General features: G+C 67.1%; 8 protein-coding genes. 6 read left to right on the forward strand and 2 right to left on the reverse strand.

From position 1 onward, the window contains the following. Positions 1–69 precede the first annotated feature (69 nt). Positions 70–13056 (reverse strand): hypothetical protein, encoded by a 12987-nt coding sequence (locus PFX98_RS18650; RefSeq protein ID WP_285231994.1) that lies wholly within the window; start codon positions 13054–13056, stop codon positions 70–72. A gap of 515 nt (positions 13057–13571) precedes the next feature. After that, positions 13572–14237, reverse strand: a complete 666-nt coding sequence (locus tag PFX98_RS18655) for a GntR family transcriptional regulator (protein ID WP_285231995.1) — start codon at positions 14235–14237, stop codon at positions 13572–13574. Positions 14238–14320: 83 nt separating this feature from the next. Here PFX98_RS18655 and scpA point away from each other — a divergent pair, with 83 nt between their 5' ends. Genes scpA through PFX98_RS18685 form a run of 6 tightly spaced genes read left to right on the forward strand, consistent with a single transcriptional unit; the run spans position 14321 to position 22042 of the window. Next, positions 14321–16504 (forward strand): methylmalonyl-CoA mutase, encoded by a 2184-nt coding sequence (gene scpA, locus PFX98_RS18660; protein WP_285231996.1) that lies wholly within the window; start codon positions 14321–14323, stop codon positions 16502–16504. Beyond that, positions 16504–16932 carry a GNAT family N-acetyltransferase gene (locus PFX98_RS18665; RefSeq protein WP_285231997.1) on the forward strand — a complete coding sequence of 143 codons (429 nt, stop codon included), beginning with the start codon at positions 16504–16506 and terminating at the stop codon, positions 16930–16932. Before scpA ends, PFX98_RS18665 begins: the two co-directional genes overlap by 1 nt. Next, on the forward strand, positions 16929–17951 hold the full coding sequence (gene meaB, locus PFX98_RS18670) for a methylmalonyl Co-A mutase-associated GTPase MeaB (RefSeq protein WP_285231998.1): 1023 nt from the start codon (positions 16929–16931) through the stop codon (positions 17949–17951). Before PFX98_RS18665 ends, meaB begins: the two co-directional genes overlap by 4 nt. Then, positions 17944–19476, forward strand: a complete 1533-nt coding sequence (locus PFX98_RS18675; RefSeq protein WP_285231999.1) for an acyl-CoA carboxylase subunit beta — start codon at positions 17944–17946, stop codon at positions 19474–19476. The genes meaB and PFX98_RS18675 overlap by 8 nt, the downstream gene beginning before the upstream one ends. 20 nt (positions 19477–19496) lie before the next feature. Beyond that, complete coding sequence (locus PFX98_RS18680) at positions 19497–21572, forward strand: acetyl-CoA carboxylase biotin carboxylase subunit (protein ID WP_285232000.1); 2076 nt, start codon at positions 19497–19499, stop codon at positions 21570–21572. After that, positions 21572–22042, forward strand: coding sequence for a VOC family protein (locus PFX98_RS18685; RefSeq protein ID WP_285232001.1), 471 nt, complete (start codon positions 21572–21574; stop codon positions 22040–22042). Before PFX98_RS18680 ends, PFX98_RS18685 begins: the two co-directional genes overlap by 1 nt.

The following is a 22042-nucleotide window of genomic DNA, read 5'->3' on the forward strand; positions in this document are numbered from 1 at the left end:
GCGGCGGGCGGAGGTGGTGCACGCAGGCCCCACCTCCGCCCTCCGCCGCTCAGGCAGGTTGATGCTGCATCAGATCAGCGGCACGCCCTTGTTCTCGTCGTCCTCCGGTCGCTTGAGCGGCAACAGATGGGCATGCAGCTCGGCGTCGCGGTGCTGCTGCGCCGTCAGCACGCCACCGCCGGGCAAGACCTCGACGCTCGGCGCCGCCAGCAGGTCATGCAGCTTGACCTCGGCATGCGCGGGCTCGCCGCTGGCCGTCTTGTCCTTGGCGAACCAGACGTCGGCCATCGCATGGTCGGCACCATCGGCGGTCTTGTAGCCCGATACCAGGCCCAGCAGATTGCCGTTGTCGACCGCGGAGCCCTTGCTGGCGTGCAGGTCCAGCTCGACGATGTTGAGCTCGGTGAGCGTCTTCAGCTCGCCGACATCGGTCTTGCCGTCGTGGTTGGCGTCCACCCAGACACGCAGGTCCTGGTAATGGGCGTCGGCCGCCGTCAGCTTGCCATCGTGGTTGCTGTCCTCCGCCGCCATCGCGGTGAAGCCATCGCCGGCGCGCTTGCCGTCGGCCAGCAGGGTGCCGGCACCGAACAGCTCGCGGCCGTCGTTGATGACGCCGTCATGGTTGCGGTCCATCACCAGCAGACCGTCGGTCGCCGCCGCCCAGCCGACCTTGGAGTTGTGGCCGATGCCCAGCAGGTCGAAGTTGACGCCGTTGGCCGCACTGGTGGTGCTGACACCGTCGCCATTCAGGTCCAGCACGATGGGCGAGACCGCCAGCAGGGCGCCGAGCTGCGCACCGCTCATGACCTGGATGTCCGCACTGGTGAAGGCACCCGCCGCTTCCATGGTCATGGCCGCGATGTCCCTGGACTCCAGCGCCACCACCTGGGTGGTGCTGAAGCCCAGCACCTGGTCGGAGCTCAGCACGGAGGCCTGCTCGGTGGTCATGGCCACGATCTGCGAGGTGGACAGCACGCCGATCTGCGTCGAGGTGATGGCCGCCCACTGATCGGTGTGCAGGGCGCCGATCGCCGCGGTGCTGAGGGCCTTCAGGTCGGCCGTCTCCAGGTTGGCGATCTGCAGCGTGGTGAAGCCCTGCACCTGGGCGCTGGTCATGACACCGAACTGCGTGGACGAGAAGGCGTTCAGATCGGTGCTCGACAGGCCGGCCAGCTGGTCGGTGGTCAGCAGGATGACCTGGCCGCCCAGCGCTTGCAGCTGGTTGGCCGTGAGGGCATCGAGCTGGTCGCTGGTCAGCGAGCGCAGCGAGTTGGAGCTCAGGGCGCGCAGATCGGCGGTTTCCAGATTGCTGATCTGCAGCGTGCTCAGCGCCATTACCTGGTCGGTGCTGAGGGCGTTGAACTGCGCGGTACCCAGGGCGTTCAGATCGTCCGTGGTGAGGTGCTTGATCTGGTCGGTGCTGAAGGCCGCCACCTGGGCCGAGGTGAACTTGCTGAACTGATCGCTGGTGAAGGCGTTCAGGTCGGCGGTGTTCAGGCTCAGGATCTGGTCGGTACCCAGGGCCGCGATCTGGCTGGAGCTCAGCGCCTGCAGCTGGCCGTTGCTCAGCGCATCGAGCTGATCGCTGCTCAGCGCGCGCAGCGTGGCAGTGCCCAGGGCCTTGAGGTCGGCGGTCTCGATCGCCGCGATCTGGGCGGTCGAGAAGTCGACGATCTGGGCCGAGGTCAGCGCCGCCACTTGGGCCGAGCCGAGTGCGACGATGTCCGCGGTGGCCAGGCCGCCGATCTGGTCGGAGCCCAGCGCCGCCACCTGGCCGGTGGTGAGCTGGCCGATCTGATCGCTGCTGAGGGCTGCGATCTGGTCGGAGCTGAGCGCGCGCAGCGCTGCGGTCCCGATGGCACGCAGATCCGCGGACTCCAGCTTGGGCAACTGCACCGAGGTGAAGGCCGCCACCTGCTCGCTGGTCATTGCCGCGAACTGCGCCGTCCCGAGGGCGTTGAGGTCCTCCGTGGTGAGGTGGCCGATCTGGTCGCTGCTCATCGCGGCCACCTGGGCCGAGGTGAACTTGGCGAACTGATCCGAGGTCAGCGCGTTCAGATCCCCGGTGTTGAGGCCGCGCACCTGCTCGGTGGTGAGTGCAGCCACCTGGGCCGAGGTGAGCGCCTGCAGCTGGCTGTTGCTCAGGGCATCGAGCTGGTCGCTGCTCAGCGCACGCAGGGCGGAGGTGCCGAGCGACTTCAGATCGGCGCTTTCAATGGCCGCGATCTGCGCGGTCGAGAAGTCGACGATCTGGGCCGAGCTCAGCGCCGCGATCTGTGCCGAGCTCAGGGCCACGACGTCGGCCGTGCTCAGGCCCGGCAGGTGCTCGCTGGTGAGCGCGCCGATCTGGCCGGTGGTGAGCTGGCCGATCTGGTCGCTCGTGAGGTCGGCAATCTGATCCGAGCTCAGGGCGCGCAGGGCCGCGGTGCTGATGGCACGCAGATCGGCGGACTCCAGCTTGGGCAGCTGTACCGAGGTCAGCGCCGCCACCTGTTCGGTGCTCATCGCCGCGAACTGTGCGGTGCCCAGGGCGTTGAGGTCCTCCGTGGTGAGGTGCGAGATCTGGTCGCTGCTCATCGCGGCCACCTGGGCCGAGGTCAGCTTGGCGAACTGATCCGAGGTCAGTGCATTCAGATCCCCGGTGTTGAGGCCGCGTACCTGGTCGGTGGTCAGCGCCGCCACTTGCGTGGAGGTGAGGGCCTGCAGCTGGCCGTTGGTCAGCGCATCCAGTTGGTCACTGCTCAGCGCACGCAGGGCCGAGGTCGACAAGGCCTTCAGGTCCGCCGTCTCGATGGCCGCGATCTGTGCGGTCGAGAAGTTGGCCATCTGGGCCGAGGTCAGCGAGGCGATCTGGGCCGAGCTCATCGCGACGATGGCGGCGGTGTTCAGGCCGGCGAACTGATCCGGGTTGGTGTTCAGCGCGGCGACCTGGGCGGTCGTCATGCTGCCGATCTGGTCGCTCGTGAGGGCAGCGATCTGATCGGTGCCGAGGGCGCGCAGGGCCGCCGTGCTGATGGCACGCAGGTCCGCCGACTCCAGCTTGGGCAGCTGCACCGAGGTGAAGGCCGCCACCTGCTCGGTGGTCATCGCGGCGAACTGGGCGGTGCCCAGGGCGTTGAGGTCCTCCGTGGTGAGGTGCGAGATCTGGTCGCTGCTCAGCGCCGCCACCTGGGCGGTGGTGAACTTGGCGAACTGATCCGAGGTCAGCGCATTCAGGTCACCGGTGTTGAGGCTGCGCACCTGGTCGGTACCCAGGGCCACCACCTGGGCGCTGGTCAGCGCCTGCAGCTGGCCATTGGTCAGCGCATCGAGCTGGTCGCTGGTCAGCGCGCGCAGGGCCGAGGTCGACAGCGACTTCAGATCGGCGGTCTCGATCGCGGCGATATGCGCGGTCGAGAGGTTGACGATCTGGGCCGAGGTCAGCGAAGCCACCTGGGCCGAGCTCAGGGCGACGATGTCGGCCGTGGCGAAGCCCGCCAGCTGGTCGGTGGTCATCGCGTTGATCTGGCCGGTGGTGAGCTGGCCGATCTGGTCGCTGGTCAGTGCCGCGATCTGGTCGGAGCTGAGCGCCTTGAAGGCCGCCGTCGTGATGGCACGCAGGTCGGCGGACTCCAGCTTGGGCAGCTGCACCGAGGTCAGCGCCGCCACCTGGTCGGAGTTCAGCGCCGCGAATTGGGCCGTGCCCAGGGCGTTGAGGTCTTCGGTCGTCAGGTGAGCGATCTGGTCGCTGCTCATCGCGGCGACTTGCGCCGAGGTGAACTTGGCGAACTGGTCGCTGGTGAAGGCGTTCAGGTCACCGGTGTTCAGACCTTGCACTTGGGCGGTGGTCAGTGCGGCGACCTGGCTCGAGGTCAGCGCTTGCAGCTGGCCGTTGGTCAGGGCGTCGAGCTGGTCACTGCTGAGAGCACGCAGGGCCGAGGTGCTGAGCGACTTCAGATCGGCGGTCTCGATGGCCGCAATCTGCGCGGTCGAGAGATTGGCCATCTGCGCCGAGGTCAGCGCGGCGATCTGGGCCGAGCTCATCGCCACGATGGCGGCGGTGTTCAGGCCGGCGAACTGATCCGGGTTGGTGTTCAGCGCCGCGACCTGGGCGGTCGTCATGCTGCCGATCTGGTCGCTCGTGAGGGCAGCGATCTGGTCGGTGCTGAGGGCGCGCAGGGCCGCCGTGCTGATGGCACGCAGATCCGCCGACTCCAGCTTGGGCAGTTGCACCGAGGTCAGCGAACCGACCTGCTCGGAGTTCAGCGCGGCGAACTGGGCGGTGCCCAGGGCGTTGAGGTCCTCCGTGGTGAGGTGGCCGATCTGGTCGCTGCTCATTGCCGCCACCTGGGCGGTGGTGAACTTGGCGAACTGGTCGCTGGTGAAGGCGTTCAGGTCACCGGTGTTCAGGCCTTGGACCTGTGCCGTGGTGAGCGCGGCGACCTGCGCCGAGGTCAGGGCCTGCAGCTGGCCATTCGTGAGGGCATCGAGCTGGTCGCTGGTCAGCGCACGCAGGGCCGAGGTCGACAGCGACTTCAGGTCGGCGGTCTCGATCGCGGCGATATGCGCGGTCGAGAAGTTGACGATCTGGGCCGAGGTCAGCGAGGCCACCTGGGCCGAGCTCAGGGCGACGATGTCGGCCGTGGCGAAGCCCGCCAGCTGGTCGGTGGTCATCGCATTGATCTGGCCGGTGGTGAGCTGGCCGATCTGGTCGCTGGTCAGTGCCGCGATCTGGTCGGAGCTGAGCGCCTTGAAGGCCGCCGTCGTGATGGCACGCAGGTCGGCGGACTCCAGCTTGGGCAGCTGCACCGAGGTCAGCGCCGCCACCTGGTCGGAGTTCAGCGCCGCGAATTGGGCCGTGCCCAGGGCGTTGAGGTCTTCGGTCGTCAGGTGAGCGATCTGGTCGCTGCTCATCGCGGCGACTTGGGCCGAGGTGAACTTGGCGAACTGGTCGCTGGTGAAGGCGTTCAGGTCACCGGTGTTCAGACCTTGCACTTGGGCGGTGGTCAGTGCGGCGACCTGGCTCGAGGTCAGCGCTTGCAGCTGGCCGTTGGTCAGGGCGTCGAGCTGGTCACTGCTGAGAGCACGCAGGGCCGAGGTGCTGAGCGACTTCAGATCGGCGGTCTCGATGGCCGCAATCTGCGCGGTCGAGAGATTGGCCATCTGCGCCGAGGTCAGCGCGGCGATCTGGGCCGAGCTCATCGCCACGATGGCGGCGGTGTTCAGGCCGGCGAACTGATCCGGGTTGGTGTTCAGCGCCGCGACCTGGGCGGTCGTCATGCTGCCGATCTGGTCGCTCGTGAGGGCAGCGATCTGGTCGGTGCTGAGGGCGCGCAGGGCCGCCGTGCTGATGGCACGCAGATCCGCCGACTCCAGCTTGGGCAGTTGCACCGAGGTCAGCGAACCGACCTGCTCGGAGTTCAGCGCGGCGAACTGGGCGGTGCCCAGGGCGTTGAGGTCCTCCGTGGTGAGGTGGCCGATCTGGTCGCTGCTCATTGCCGCCACCTGGGCGGTGGTGAACTTGGCGAACTGGTCGCTGGTGAAGGCGTTCAGGTCACCGGTGTTCAGGCCTTGGACCTGTGCCGTGGTGAGCGCGGCGACCTGCGCCGAGGTCAGGGCCTGCAGCTGGCCATTCGTGAGGGCATCGAGCTGGTCGCTGGTCAGCGCACGCAGGGCCGAGGTCGACAGCGACTTCAGGTCGGCGGTCTCGATCGCGGCGATATGCGCGGTCGAGAAGTTGACGATCTGGGCCGAGGTCAGCGAGGCCACCTGGGCCGAGCTCAGGGCGACGATGTCGGCCGTGGCGAAGCCCGCCAGCTGGTCGGTGGTCATCGCATTGATCTGGCCGGTGGTGAGCTGGCCGATCTGGTCGCTGGTCAGTGCCGCGATCTGGTCGGAGCTGAGCGCCTTGAAGGCCGCCGTCGTGATGGCACGCAGGTCGGCGGACTCCAGCTTGGGCAGCTGCACCGAGGTCAGCGCCGCCACCTGGTCGGAGTTCAGCGCCGCGAATTGGGCCGTGCCCAGGGCGTTGAGGTCTTCGGTCGTCAGGTGAGCGATCTGGTCGCTGCTCATCGCGGCGACTTGGGCCGAGGTGAACTTGGCGAACTGGTCGCTGGTGAAGGCGTTCAGGTCACCGGTGTTCAGACCTTGCACTTGGGCGGTGGTCAGTGCGGCGACCTGGCTCGAGGTCAGCGCTTGCAGCTGGCCGTTGGTCAGGGCGTCGAGCTGGTCACTGCTCAGCGCACGCAGGGCCGAGGTCGACAGCGACTTCAGATCGGCGGTCTCGATCGCGGCGATCTGCGCGGTCGAGAGATTGGCCATCTGTGCCGAGGTCAGCGCGGCGATCTGGGCCGAGCTCATCGCGACGATGGCAGCGGTGTTCAGGCCGGCGAACTGATCCGGGTTGGTGTTCAGCGCCGCGACCTGGGCGGTCGTCATCGAACCGATCTGGTCGCTCGTGAGGGCGGCGATCTGGTCGGTGCTGAGGGCGCGCAGGGCTGCCGTGCTGATGGCACGCAGGTCCGCCGACTCCAGCTTGGGCAGCTGCACCGAGGTCAGCGATCCGACCTGCTCGGAGTTCAGCGCGGCGAACTGGGCCGTGCCGAAGGCATTCAGGTCTTCGGTGGTCAGGTGCGAGATCTGGTCGCTGGTCATCGCGGCGACTTGCGCCGAGGTGAACTTGGCGAACTGGTCGCTGGTGAAGGCGTTCAGGTCACCGGTGTTCAGGCCTTGGACCTGTGCCGTGGTGAGCGCGGCGACCTGCGCCGAGGTCAGGGCCTGCAGCTGGCCATTCGTGAGGGCATCGAGCTGGTCGCTGGTCAGCGCACGCAGGGCCGAGGTCGACAGCGACTTCAGGTCGGCGGTCTCGATCGCGGCGATATGCGCGGTCGAGAAGTTGACGATCTGGGCCGAGGTCAGCGAGGCCACCTGGGCCGAGCTCAGGGCGACGATGTCGGCCGTGGCGAAGCCCGCCAGCTGGTCGGTGGTCATCGCATTGATCTGGCCGGTGGTGAGCTGGCCGATCTGGTCGCTGGTCAGTGCCGCGATCTGGTCGGAGCTGAGCGCCTTGAAGGCCGCCGTCGTGATGGCACGCAGGTCGGCGGACTCCAGCTTGGGCAGCTGCACCGAGGTCAGCGAGGCGATCTGGTCGGAATTCAGCGCGGCGAACTGGGCCGTGCCGAAGGCGTTCAGGTCCTCGGTGCTCAGGTGCGAGATCTGGTCGCTGCTCATCGCGGCGACCTGGGCCGAGGTGAACTTGGCGAACTGGTCGCTGGTGAAGGCGTTCAGGTCGCCGGTGTTGAGGCCTTGTACCTGGGCGGTCGTCAGCGCGGCGACTTGGGCCGAGGTCAGGGCCTGCAGTTGGCCGTTGGTCAGGGCATCCAGCTGGTCACTGCTCAGCGCACGGAGGGCCGAGGTCGACAGCGACTTCAGATCGGCGGTTTCGATCGCGGCGATCTGCGCGGTCGAGAGGTTGCCCACCTGGGCCGAGGTCAGCGCGGCGATCTGGGCCGAGCTCAGGGCCACCACGTCGGCCGTGGACAGGCCGCCGAACTGGTCGGGGTTGGTGGTCAGTGCCGCCACCTGGGCCGTGGTCATGGCCCCGATCTGGTCGCTGGTCAGCGCGTCGATCTGTTCGGTGCTGAGGGCGCGCAGCGCCGCGGTGCTGATGGCACGCAGGTCGGCGGACTCCAGCTTGGGCAGTTGCACCGTGGTCAGCGCCGCCACCTGGTCGGAATTCAGCGCGGCGAACTGGGCCGTGCCGAAGGCGTTCAGGTCCTCGGTGGTGAGGTGGGCGATCTGGTCGCTGGTCATCGCGGCCACCTGGGCCGAGGTGAACTTGGCGAACTGGTCGCTGGTGAAGGCGTTCAGGTCACCGGTGTTCAGGCCTTGCACCTGGGCGGTGGTGAGCGCGGCCACCTGGGCCGAGGTCAGGGCCTGCAGCTGGCCGTTGGTCAGCGCATCGAGCTGGTCACTGGTGAGGGCACGCAGGGCCGAGGTGCTCAGCGCCTTCAGGTCGGCGGTCTCGATCGCCGCGATATGCGCGGTCGAGAGGTTGACGATCTGGGCGGCCGTCAGCGAGGCCACCTGGGCCGAGCTCAGGGCCACGATGTCGGCGGACGACAGGCCGGGCAGCTGGTCGGTGCTCAGCGCATTGATCTGGCCGGTGGTGAGCTGGCCGATCTGGTCGCTGGTGAGGTCGGAAATCTGGTCGGAGCTGAGCGCCTTGAAGGCGGCCGTGCTGATGGCACGCAGGTCGGCCGACTCCAGCTTGGGCAGTTGCACCGAGGTCAGTGCCGCCACCTGGTTGGAGTTCAGTGCGGCGAACTGGGCCGTACCGAAGGCATTCAGGTCATCGGTGGTCAGGTGGGCGATCTGGTCACTGCTCATCGCGGCGACTTGGGCCGAGGTGAACTTGGCGAACTGGTCGCTGGTGAAGGCGTTCAGGTCACCGGTGTTCAGACCTTGCACCTGGGCCGTGGTGAGCGCGGCGACTTGGGCCGAGGTCAGGGCCTGCAGCTGGCCGTTGGTCAGCGCGTCGAGCTGGTCGCTCGTCAGCGCACGCAGGGCCGAGGTCGACAGCGACTTCAGATCGGCGGTTTCGATCGCGGCGATCTGCGCGGTCGAGAGGTTGCCCACCTGGGCCGAGGTCAGCGCGGCAATCTGGGCCGAGCTCAGGGCCACCACGTCGGCCGTGGACAGGCCACCGAACTGGTCGGGGTTGATGTTCAGCGCCGCCACCTGGGCGGTGGTCAGCTGGGCGATCTGGTCGCTGGTGAGGTCGGCCACCTGATCCGAGCTCAGCGCGCGCAGGGCGGCCGTGCTGATGGCGCGCAGGTCGGCGGACTCCAGCTTGGGCAGTTGCACCGAGGTCAGCGCCGCCACCTGGTCGGAGTTCAGCGCCGCGAATTGGGCGGTGCCCAGGGCGTTGAGGTCTTCGGTGGTCAGGTGAGCGATCTGGTCGCTGCTCATCGCGGCGACTTGGGCCGAGGTGAACTTGGCGAACTGGTCGCTGGTGAAGGCGTTCAGGTCACCGGTGTTGAGGCCTTGCACCTGGGCCGTGGTGAGCGCGGCGACTTGCGCCGAGGTCAGGGCCTGCAGCTGGCCGTTGGTCAGCGCATCCAGCTGGTCGCTCGTCAGGGCGCGCAGCGCGGCGGTGCCGAGCGACTTCAGGTCGGCGGTTTCGATCGCGGCGATCTGGGCGGTCGAGAAGTTGACGATCTGGGCGGCCGTCAGCGAGGCCACCTGGGCCGAACTCAGGGCCACCACGTCGGCGGTGGAGAGACCCGGCAGTTGGTCGGTCGTCAGCGCGTTGATCTGCCCCGAGGTCAGCTGACCGATCTGGTCGCTGGTGAGGTCGGCGATCTGGTCGGAGCTCAGCGCCTTGAAGGCCGCTGTCGTGATGGCACGCAGGTCGGCCGACTCCAGCTTGGGCAGTTGCACCGAGGTCAGCGCCGCCACCTGGTCGGAGTTCAGCGCCGCGAACTGGGCGGTGCCCAGGGCGTTGAGGTCTTCGGTCGTGAGGTGCGAGATCTGGTCGCTGCTCATCGCGGCGACTTGCGCCGAGGTGAACTTGGCGAACTGGTCGCTGGTGAAGGCGTTCAGGTCACCGGTGTTGAGGCCTTGGACCTGGGCGGTCGTCAGCGCGGCGACTTGCGCCGAGGTCAGGGCCTGCAACTGGCCATTGGTGAGCGCATCCAGCTGGTCGCTCGTCAGGGCGCGCAGCGCGGCGGTGCCCAGCGACTTCAGGTCGGCGGTTTCGATCGCAGCGATCTGGGCCGTCGAGAAGTTGACGATCTGGGCGGCCGTCAGCGAGGCCACCTGGGCCGAGCTCAGGGCCACCACGTCGGCGGTGGAGAGACCCGGCAGCTGGTCGGTCGTCAGGGCATTGATCTGGCCCGAGGTCAACTGACCGATCTGGTCGCTCGTCAGGTCGGCGATCTGGTCGGAGCTCAGCGCCTTGAAGGCCGCTGTCGTGATGGCACGCAGGTCGGCCGACTCCAGCTTGGGCAGTTGCACCGAGGTCAGCGAGGCGACCTGGTCGGAGTTCAGCGCAGCAAACTGGGCTGTACCGAAGGCATTCAGATCCTCGGTGCTCAGGTGGCCGATCTGGTCGCTGGTCATCGCGGCGACCTGCGCCGAGGTGAACTTGGCGAACTGGTCGCTGGTGAAGGCGTTCAGGTCACCGGTGTTCAGGCCTTGCACCTGGGCGGTGGTGAGCGCTGCGACCTGACCCGAGGTCAGGGCCTGCAGCTGGCCATTGGTCAGCGCATCGAGCTGATCGCTGGAGAGCGCACGCAGCGCCGAAGTGCTGAGCGACTTGATATCGGCGGTCTCGATCGCGGCGATCTGCGCGGTCGAGAGGTTGGCCATCTGGGCCGCGGTCAGCGAGGCGATCTGGCTGGAACTCAGCGCGACCACGTCGGCCGTGGACAGGCCGCCGAACTGGTCGGGGTTGATGTTCAGTGCGGCCACCTGGGCGGTGGTCAGCTGGGCGATCTGGTCGCTGGTGAGGTCGGCAATCTGGTCCGAGCTCAGCGCGCGCAGCGCGGCCGTGCTGATGGCGCGCAGGTCGGCGGACTCCAGCTTGGGCAGCTGCACCGAGGTCAGCGCCGCCACCTGGTCGGAATTCAGCGCCGCGAATTGGGCGGTACCGAAGGCGTTCAGATCCTCGGTCGTCAGATGCGCGATCTGGTCGCTGCTCATCGCGGCGACCTGGGCCGAGGTGAACTTGGCGAACTGGTCGCTGGTGAAGGCGTTCAGGTCACCGGTGTTGAGGCCTTGGACTTGTGCCGTCGTCAGGGCCGCCACCTGGGCGCTGGTCAGGGCCTGCAGCTGGCCATTGGTCAAGGCGTCGAGCTGGTCGCTCGTCAGCGCGCGCAGGGCCGAGGTCGACAGCGACTTCAGGTCGGCGGTCTCGATCGCGGCGATGTGCGCGGTCGAGAGGTTGACGATTTGTGCGGCGCTCAGCGAGGCCACCTGGGCCGAGCTCAGGGCCACGATGTCGGCCGTGCTCAGGCCGGGCAACTGGTCGGTGCTCAGCGCGTTGATCTGGCCCGAGGTCAGCTGACCGATCTGGTCGCTGGTCAGGTCCGCGATCTGGTCGGAACTCAGGCCCTTGAAGGCCGCCGTGCTGATGGCACGCAGGTCGGCCGACTCCAGCTTGGGCAGTTGCACCGAGGTCAGCGAGGCGACCTGGTCGGAGTTCAGTGCGGCGAACTGGGCGGTGCCCAGCGCGTTCAGGTCTTCGGTCGTGAGGTGCGAGATCTGATCGCTGCTCATCGCGGCGACTTGGGCCGAGGTGAACTTGGCGAACTGGTCGCTGGTGAAGGCGTTCAGGTCGCCGGTGTTGAGGCCTTGCACCTGGGCGGTGGTCAAGGCGGCCACCTGGCCCGAGGTCAGAGCTTGCAGTTGGCCGTTCGTGAGCGCATCGAGCTGGTCGCTGGTCAGCGCGCGCAGCGCGGCGGTGCTCAGGGCCTTCAGGTCGGCGGTCTCGATGGCCGCGATATGGGCGGTGGACAGGCTCACCACCTGGGCGGCGCTGAGGGCGGCCACCTGGGCGGAGCTGAGGGCCACGATGTCGGCCGTGGCCAGGCCAGGCATCTGATCGCTGGTCAGTGCGCTGATTTGGCCGGTCGTGAGCGAGCCGATCTGGTCGCTGCTCAGGTCGGCAATCTGGTCGGAGCTGAGGGCCCTGAAAGCGGCCGTGCTGATGGCACGCAGATCGGCCGATTCAAGCTTGGGCAGTTGCACCGAGGTCAGCGAGGCGACCTGGTCGGAATTCAGTGCGGCGAACTGGGCCGTGCCCAGCGCGTTCAGGTCTTCGGTGGTGAGGTGCGATATCTGATCGCTGCTCATCGCGGCGACTTGCGCCGAGGTGAACTTGGCGAACTGGTCGCTGGTGAGGGCGTTCAGGTCACCGGTGTTGAGGCCTTGCACCTGGGCGGTGGTGAGCGCGGCCACCTGGGCCGAGGTCAGGGCCTGCAGCTGGCCGTTGGTCAGCGCGTCGAGCTGGTCGCTCGTCAGCGCACGCAGGGCCGAGGTGCTCAGCGCCTTCAGGTCGGCGGTCTCGATCGCCGCGATATGCGCGGTCGAGAGGTTGACGATCTGGGCGGCCGTCAGCGAGGCCACCTGGGCCGAGCTCAGGGCCACGATGTCGGCGGACGACAGGCCGGGCAACTGGTCGGTGGTCAGCGCATTGATCTGGCCGGTGGTGAGCGAGCCGATCTGGTCGCTGCTCAGGTCGGCGATCTGGTCGGAGCTGAGCGCCTTGAAGGCGGCCGTGCTGATGGCGCGCAGATCGGCCGATTCCAGCTTGGGCAGCTGCACCGAGGTCAGCGCCGCCACCTGGCTGGAGTTCAGGGCGGCGAACTGGGCCGTACCGAAGGCATTCAGGTCATCCGTCGTCAGATGGCTGATCTGGTCGCTGCTCATCGCGGCGACCTGGGCGGTGGTGAACTTGGCGAACTGGTCGCTGGTGAAGGCGTTCAGGTCACCGGTGTTCAGGCCTTGTACCTGGGCGGTGGTGAGCGCGGCCACCTGGGCCGAGGTCAGGGCCTGCAGCTGGCCGTTGCTCAGGGCGTCGAGCTGGTCGCTACTCAGGTTGCGCAGCGCCGCGGTGCTCAAACCCTTCAGATCAGCGGTCTCGATGGCGGCCACCTGGGCGGTGGAGAACAGCGCGATCTGTGCCGAGGTCAGCACGCCGATCTGGTTGGACGCCAGCGCGACGATGTCGGCGGTGCTCAGGCCGGGCAGCTGGTCCGAGGTCAGGTTGACGACCTGGGCCGTCGTCAGCGCACCGACCTGGCTCGAGTTCAGGGCGCCGATCTGGTCGGAGGAGAGGGTGCGGAAGCTGTTCGAGCTCAGCGCCGCGAAGTCGGCGGTCTCGAAGGCCTTCAGCTGCGTGCTGTTGAGCACCGAGATGCCCAGGGTGGAGATGGCCGCCGCCTGCGCGGTGGTGAGCGCCACGATCTGGTCGGTCCGGAAGGCAGCCCAGTCTTCCGTGGTGAGGTCCCGAATCGCCGCCGTGGTGAGTTCCGCGATCTGCTTGGTGGACAGAAGATTGATAAACGTGCTCATGATGGTCTCACCTGGAGGTTGTGTCGGTGTTCAGCTCGGCCACCAGGGCCGCGGGCTGTCGGATTCGTCGCGCTGGTGTCATGCGCATGGGCAAAACAAGCCGTCGGGCCTGGCTGCTGGCCTGGGTCTGGTTTGCTGTAGTGACAGAACTGAACACCATGGAACTCACAAAGGTCGGGGCAGTCTTGCGATGCCTGGGCAAAAAAACGGACTCGGACGCCTGGCATCGATCCAGGCGCTTCACTCGGTTTTCGGGCCCCAGCGGATTTACTTTAGGTTTCACTCTGGTGGCGGCCCCCCGGTTGGGGAGGCCGGGCCACACGGACTGCCGGACTTAGCCTGATTAAAGGTTTGGGTGCAGTGATGCTAGGGCCGGGGCCGGGCAGGGAAGCCGGCATAAGGCCCTGTTTCGGCGCACTAATTGCGCCGTTGGGCCAAAAAATCGTTCAGATTTCACGCCGGCCTGCCGATATCGGAGGGTTGGGCCCTCAAGTTCCGCCGCAGGCTGGCGAGGCTCAGGCCGGAATCTGGGCGGCGGCCAGACCGTTCTGAAAGTGCAGCCGCATCAGTTCGGTGGCCCTGGCGGGCGAGCGCGCGGCGAGTTCCGCCATCAGCTCGCGATGCTCCTGCAGCGAGTCCAGCAGGCGCCCTGCCTTGAACAGCGAGTGGTGGCGGTTCAGCTTGATGATGCGGCGCAGATCGCTGACCAGGTGCTGGCGCAGGCGGTTGTCGTCGATCTCCAGCAGCTTGCGATGGAATTCCTCGTTGGCGGCGAAGAACTGATCGCGGTCGGCGAGCCGTGCTTCCAGCTGCTCATGCAGGTGCTGCAATTCCGCCAGTTGCCGGGCGTCGGCCTTGCGCGCCACTTCGCCGGCGGCATCGCTTTCCAGCAGGGCCAGCAGTTGGTAGGCTTCGCGGACGTCGCGTTCCGACAGTTCGGTGACATAAGCGCCCCGGCGCACCTTCATCGTGACCAGGCCTTCCACCGCCAGGACCTTGAGTGCCTCGCGCATGGGGGTGCGGCTGATGCCCATCTCCTTGCAGAGTTTGAGCTCGTCGATCCATGCGCCGGGCTCCAGCTCGCGGCCATAGATCTGCTGGCGCAGGCGCTCGGCCACCTCCTGGTAGAGGGCACGAGGGGCCAGGCTGGCAGAAGGCTGGGCGGAGGAGGTGGCGGGCATGACGCGTCAGAGTGTAGTCAAATTTTGCATTCATAATTATGAATAACGGAAACGGTATGATGCCGGGTCCGCAGGAGTCGAACATGTCTGAAGCAAGCAAGTCCCCGTCCGCCAACGCGCCCACCGAGTTCACGCCCGCCAGCCTGGAGCAATGGCACAAGGCGGCCGCCAAGTCGGCCCCGGGTGGCGATGTGGCGGCCCTGAACTGGCACACACCCGAGGGCCTGACCGTCAAGCCGCTCTATACCGCGGCCGACACGGCGAACCTGCCGCATGCCGACACCTTGCCCGGCTTCGAGCCCTTTCTGCGCGGCCCGCAGGCCACCATGTATGCGGTGCGCCCCTGGACGATCCGCCAGTACGCCGGCTTTTCCACCGCCGAGGAGAGCAATGCCTTCTATCGCAAGGCGCTGGCCGCCGGCGGTCAGGGCGTGTCGGTGGCCTTTGACCTCGCCACCCACCGCGGCTACGACAGCGACCATCCGCGCGTGACCGGCGACGTCGGCAAGGCCGGCGTGGCGATCGACTCGGTGGAGGACATGAAGATCCTGTTCGACGGCATCCCGCTCGACAAGGTCTCGGTTTCGATGACCATGAACGGCGCGGTGCTGCCGGTGCTGGCCGGCTATGTGGTGGCGGCCGAGGAGCAGGGCGTTGCGCAGGACAAGTTGAGCGGCACCATCCAGAACGACATCCTCAAGGAGTTCATGGTCCGCAACACCTATATCTACCCGCCCGAGCCGTCGATGAAGATCATCGGCGACATCATCGAGTACACGGCAGCGAAGATGCCGAAGTTCAACTCGATCTCGATCTCGGGCTATCACATGCAGGAAGCCGGCGCCAACCAGGCGCTGGAGCTGGCGTTTACGCTGGCCGACGGCAAGGAGTATGTGAAGACCGCCATCGCCAAGGGCATGGACGTGGACGACTTCGCCGGCCGCCTGTCCTTCTTCTGGGCGGTGGGCATGAACTTCTATCTGGAGATCGCCAAGATGCGCGCCGCGCGCCTGCTGTGGTGCCGGATCATGAAGGGCTTTAACGCCAAGAACCCGAAGAGCCTGATGCTGCGCACGCACAGCCAGACCTCGGGCTGGAGCCTGACCGAGCAGGACCCCTACAACAATGTGGTGCGCACCACCATCGAGGCGATGGCCGCGGTGTTCGGCGGCACGCAATCGCTGCACACCAACTCGCTGGACGAGGCGATTGCATTGCCCACCGAGTTCAGCGCCCGCATCGCCCGCAACACCCAGCTGATCATCCAGGAAGAAACCCACATCACCAATGTGATCGACCCCTGGGCCGGCAGCTACATGATGGAATCGCTGACCCAGGACATGGCCGACAAGGCCTGGGCCATCATCGAGGAGGTCGAGGCCATGGGCGGCATGACCCGCGCGGTGGACAGCGGCTGGGCCAAGCTCAAGATCGAGGCCAGCGCGGCCGAGAAGCAGGCGCGCATCGATTCGGGCAAGGACGTGATCGTGGGCGTCAACAAGTACAAGTTATCAAAGCAGGATCCGATCGAGATCCTGGATGTGGACAACGTGCGTGTGCGCGACGGCCAGATCGCGCGCCTGAATGCCATCAAGGCCAAGCGCGATGGCGCGGCGGTGCAGGCCGCGCTCAAGGCCTTGACCGACGCCGCCCAGTCGGGCCAGGGCAATCTGCTCGATCTGTCCATCCAGGCGATCCGCCTGCGCGCCACCGTCGGCGAGGTGTCCGATGCGCTGGAAGCCGTCTACGGCCGCCACCGCGCCGACACGCAGAAGGTCACCGGCGTCTATGCCGCGGCCTACGACTCGGCCGAGGGCTGGGCCAAGCTGCAGGAGGAGATCAAGGCCTTTGCCGACGATCAGGGGCGCCGCCCGCGCGTGATGATCGCCAAGCTGGGCCAGGACGGCCATGACCGCGGCGCCAAGGTGGTGGCCACCGCCTATGCCGATCTGGGCTTCGACGTCGACATGGGCCCGCTGTTCCAGACCCCCGAGGAATGCGCCCGCCAGGCGATCGAGAACGATGTGCATGCGGTGGGTGTCTCCACGCTCGCCGCCGGCCACAAGACCCTGGTGCCGGCCATCATCGCCGAGCTCAAGAAGCAGGGCGCCGACGACATCATCGTGTTCGTGGGTGGCGTGATCCCGGCGCAGGACTATGAACAGCTCTATGAGGCCGGCGTGAAGGGTATTTACGGCCCCGGCACGCCGATCCCGGCCAGCGCCAAGGATGTGCTGGAGCAGATTCGCCAAGCCGTGGCGGCCTGATGCCACTGGCGCTGACTCCCGTGCAGGCCGAGGACTTCGAGTCCATGCTGGCCCTGCGCATCGCGGCGCTGCAGCCCAGCCTGGAGCGGCTGGGCCGCTTCGACCCGCAGCGTGCGCGTGAGCGTCTGGCCAGCCAGTTCGAGCCGGCGGCGATGCGACATATCGAGCGGGACGGGCAGCGCATCGGTTTTCTGACCGTGAAGCCGCAGGCCGACGCGCTGCGCCTGGAACACCTCTATATCCAGCCCGGCGCGCAAGGGCAGGGCGTGGGCGCCTGGGCGCTGGACTGGGTGAAGGCACATGGGCAAGACGTGACCCTCTCGGCCCTCAAGCTCAGCGACGCCAACCGCTTCTACCTGCGCCACGGTTTCGTCGTCACTGGCGAGAGCGACTTCGACATCGACTACCGCTGGAGCGCGCCGAGATGATGAGGAATCTGGGCGCCTCCATCCTGGGCGAGCCGGGCGCCATGCAGCGCCGGGCCATGGCCAAGGCCATCACCCTGCTGGAGTCCACCCGCGCCGACCACCGCGCCCAGGCCGATGCCCTGCTGACCGGGCTGCTGCCGTACAGCGGCAAATCGCTGCGCCTGGGCATCTCGGGCGTGCCGGGCGTGGGCAAGAGCACCTTCATCGAGGCCCTGGGCCTGATGCTGATCGCGCGCGGCCACCGCGTGGCGGTGTTGGCGGTGGACCCCTCCAGCAGCGTCTCGGGCGGTTCGATCCTGGGCGACAAGACCCGCATGGAGCATCTCTCCATGGACGAGCGCGCCTACATCCGCCCCAGCCCCAGCAGCGGCACCCTGGGCGGCGTGGCCGAGAAGACGCGCGAGGCCATGCTGGTGTGCGAGGCGGCCGGCTATGACATTGTCATCGTCGAGACCGTCGGCGTGGGCCAGAGCGAGACCGCGGTGGCCGGCATGACGGATATGTATGTGCTGCTGCAGCTGCCCAACGCCGGCGACGACCTGCAGGCCATCAAGAAGGGCGTGATGGAGTTGGCCGACCTGGTGGTGATCAACAAGGCCGACATCGACGCCGCCGCCGCCACGCGCGCCGAGGCGCAGATCGCCTCGTCGCTGCGCCTCCTGGGCCTGCACCACCGCCCCGACCATGTGGCGCACGATGCGCAGCAATGGCATGCCCAGGTGATGCAGCTGAGCGCCCTCAAGGCCGCGGGGCTGGACCGCTTCTGGGACCTGGTGATGCAGTTCAAGGCCCTGCAGCAGGCCAATGGCCGCTTTGCCGCCAAGCGCCAGCAGCAGGCCCTGGCCTGGATGTGGGAGCGCATCCAGGCGGGCCTGAAACATGAATTTTCCGAGGCGCCGGCCGTGCGGGCCGCGCTGAACGAAACGACCGAGCGCGTGCTGACCGGCCGCCTCGCGCCCTCGACCGCAGCCCGCGAGCTGCTGGCGACCTTCTTCCGTGGAGACCAAGACCATGCATGACATCCAACAAATGCTTGAAGAAAAGCGTGCCAAGGCGCGCCTGGGCGGTGGCGAGAAGCGCATTGCCGCCCAGCATGCCAAGGGCAAGCTGACCGCGCGCGAACGGCTGGAACTGCTGTTCGACGAGGGCAGCTTCGAGGAATGGGACATGTTCGTCGAGCACCGCTGCGTGGACTTCGGCATGGCCGACAACAAGATCCCGGGCGACGGCGTGGTGACGGGCTACGGCCTCATCAACGGCCGCCTGGCCTTTGCCTTCAGCCAGGACTTCACCGTGTTCGGCGGCGCCCTCAGCGAGGCCCATGCCGAGAAGATCTGCAAGGTGATGGACCAGGCCATGAAGGTCGGTGCGCCGGTGATCGGCCTGAACGATTCGGGCGGCGCGCGCATCCAGGAGGGCGTGGCGTCGCTGGGCGGCTACGCCGATGTGTTCCAGCGCAATGTGATGGCCTCGGGCGTGATCCCGCAGATCAGCATGATCATGGGCCCCTGCGCCGGTGGCGCGGTCTATTCGCCGGCCATGACCGACTTCATCTTCATGGTGAAGGACTCCTCCTATATGTTCGTCACCGGCCCCGAGGTGGTGAAGACGGTGACGCACGAGGAAGTGACCGCCGAGGAACTGGGCGGCGCCGGCACGCACACCAGCAAGAGCGGCGTGGCCGACCTGTCCTTCGACAACGACGTCGAAGCCATCCTGATGCTGCGGCGCTTCTTCAACTACCTGCCGCTCAACAACCGCGAGAAGGCGCCCACGCGCCCCAGCGGCGATCCAGGCAACCGCGTCGACATGTCGCTGGACACCCTGGTGCCCGACAACGCCAACAAGCCCTACGACATGAAGGAGCTGATCCTCAAGACGGTCGACGATGGCGACTTCTTCGAGCTGCAGCCCGACTACGCCAAGAACATCATCATCGGCATGGCGCGCATGGAGGGCCAGACGGTGGGCATCGTGGCGAATCAGCCCCTGGTGCTGGCCGGCTGCCTGGACATCAAGAGCAGCATCAAGGCGGCGCGCTTCGTGCGCTTCTGCGATGCCTTCAACATCCCGGTGATCACCTTCGTCGATGTGCCCGGCTTCATGCCCGGCACCAGCCAGGAGTACGGCGGCATCATCAAGCATGGCGCCAAGCTGCTCTACGCCTATGCCGAGTGCACCGTGCCCAAGGTCACCGTGATCACCCGCAAGGCCTATGGCGGCGCCTATGACGTGATGGCCTCCAAGCACCTGCGCGGCGACGTCAACTTCGCCTGGCCGAACGCCGAGATCGCGGTGATGGGCGCCAAGGGTGCGGTGGAGATCATCTTCCGCGAGGACAAGGGCGATCCGGCGAAGCTGGCGGCCAAGGAGGCCGAGTACAAGGCCCGCTTCGCCAACCCCTTCGTGGCCGGCGCGCGCGGCTTCATCGACGACGTGATCCAGCCGCATGAGACCAGGCGGCGCATCAGCCGCAGCCTGGCGATGCTGAAGGACAAGAAGCTTGAGAACCCGTGGCGCAAGCACGGCAACATTCCCCTCTGAGGCAAGCAGGAGACAAGAACATGTTCACGAAGATTCTGATTGCCAACCGTGGCGAGATCGCCTGCCGCGTCATCAAGACGGCCCAGAAGCTGGGCATCAAGACGGTGGCCGTGTATTCCGAGGCCGACAAGGACGCCCGCCATGTCGAGCTGGCCGACGAGGCCGTGCTGTTGGGCCCGGCGCCCTCGCGCGAGTCCTATCTGGTGGCCGACAAGATCATCGCTGCCGCCAAGCAGACCGGCGCCCAGGCCATCCACCCGGGCTATGGCTTCCTGAGCGAGAACGAGGAATTCGCGCGCCGCGTCGAGGAAGAGGGCATCGCCTTCATCGGCCCCAAGCATTACTCGATCGCGGCGATGGGTGACAAGATCGCCTCCAAGAAGCTCGCCAACGAGGCCAAGGTCAACACCATCCCCGGCCACAACGAGCCCATCCTGGCGGCCGAGGAGGCGGTGAAGATCGCCCAGGGCATCGGCTATCCGGTGATGATCAAGGCCAGCGCCGGCGGCGGTGGCAAGGGCCTGCGCGTGGCCTTCAACGACAAGGAATGCTTCGAGGGCTTCACCTCCTGCCGCAACGAGGCGCGCAACAGCTTTGGCGACGACCGCGTCTTCATGGAGAAGTTCGTCGAGGAACCGCGCCATATCGAGATCCAGGTGCTGGGCGACAGCCAGGGCAATGTGGTCTATCTGCATGAGCGCGAATGCTCGATCCAGCGTCGCCACCAGAAGGTCATCGAGGAGGCGCCGTCGCCCTTCATCAGCGAGGCGACGCGCAAGGCCATGGGCGAGCAGGCCGTGGCCCTGGCCAAGGCGGTGAAGTACCAGAGCGCCGGCACGGTGGAGTTCGTGGTCGGCAAGGACCAGAGCTTCTACTTCCTGGAGATGAACACCCGCCTGCAGGTGGAGCATCCGGTCACCGAGTGCATCACCGGCGTGGACCTGGTGGAGCAGATGATCCGCGTGGCCGCTGGCCTGCCGCTGCCGTTCAAGCAGGCGGAGATCAAGCGCGAGGGCTGGGCCATCGAGTGCCGCATCAACGCCGAGGATCCGTTCCGCAACTTCCTGCCCTCCACCGGCCGGCTGGTGAAGTACCAGCCGCCTGAGGCGGCGTTGGAGCAGGGCCGCGAGACCCTGCAGGGCGCCGCCTACGAGAACGGCGAGTTCGGTGGCGTGCGCGTGGATACCGGCGTCTACGAGGGCGGCGAGATCCCGATGTTCTACGACTCGATGATCGCCAAGCTGATCGTGCACGGCAAGGATCGCAACGATGCGATTGCCAAGATGCGCGAGGCGCTCAACGGCTTCGTGATCCGCGGCATCTCCAGCAACATCCCCTTCCAGGCCGCGCTGCTGGCGCACCCGGACTTCGTCAGCGGCAATTTCAATACCGGCTTCATTGCCCAGCATTACGCCGGCGGCTTCCGCGCCGAGGATGTGCCGCACGACGATCCGCTCTTCCTGGTGGCCCTGGGTGCCTTCATCCGCCGCAAGACGCGCGAACGCGCGGCCGGCATCAGCGGCCAGCTGGCGGGCCATGAGCTGCAGGTGGAGAGCGACTATGTCGCGGTGGTGAACGAGGGGGCCGGCGAGTACCAGTGGCACGAGTTGCATGTCTCGGAGTTCGCCGGCCAGGCCGGCCGCGCCAGCGTGCAGATCGGCGCCAATACCTACCGCATCGAATGCCGCTCGCGCCTGAACGACATCCGCCTGACCGGCACGGTGAACGGCCAGCCTTTTGTGGCCCAGGCCGAGCGCGGCGCGGCCAAGAACCCGCTGGCCTACAAGCTCACCCACAACGGCACGGCCATCGAGGTGATGCTGCTGAGCCCGCGCGCCGCGGCCCTGCATGAGCTGATGCCTTACAAGGCGCCGCCCGACACCAGCAAGTTCCTGCTCTCGCCGATGCCGGGCCTGCTGGTGCAGATCGCTGCCCAGCCGGGCCAGATCGTGCAGGCCGGCGAACGCCTGGCGGTGATCGAGGCCATGAAGATGGAGAACATCCTGCTGGCCACGCAGGACGTGAAGATCGCCGAGGTGCTGGCCAAGACGGGCGAGAGCCTGTCGGTCGACCAAGCCATCCTGAGGTTCGAGTGATGAGCAGCGCAGCCAAGCCCTACAAGATCCTCGGCATCCAGCAGATCGCCATCGGCGGCCCCGACAAGCAGGCCTTGCGCAAGCTGTGGGTGGAGGTGCTGGGCCTCACGGTCACCGGCAACTTCGTGTCCGAGCGCGAGAACGTCGACGAGGACATCTGCGCCATCGGCAGCGGCCCGCACAAGGTCGAGGTGGACCTGATGCAGCCGCTGGACCCCGAGAAGAAGCCGGCCGTGCACACCACGCCGCTCAACCATGTGGGCCTGTGGGTGGACGATCTGCCCAAGGCGGTGGCGTGGATGGCCGCCAACGGCGTGCGCTTTGCCCCCGGCGGCATCCGCAAGGGCGCGGCCGGCTACGACATCTGCTTCATCCACCCCAAGAGCAACGACGAGTTCCCGATCGGCGGGGAGGGCGTGTTGATCGAGCTGGTGCAGGCGCCGCCCGAGGTGGCGGCGGCGCTGGGCTGA

Origin of the sequence: Paucibacter sediminis, assembly GCF_030254645.1 — a bacterium.
GTDB classification, from domain to species: domain Bacteria; phylum Pseudomonadota; class Gammaproteobacteria; order Burkholderiales; family Burkholderiaceae_C; genus Paucibacter_B; species Paucibacter_B sediminis.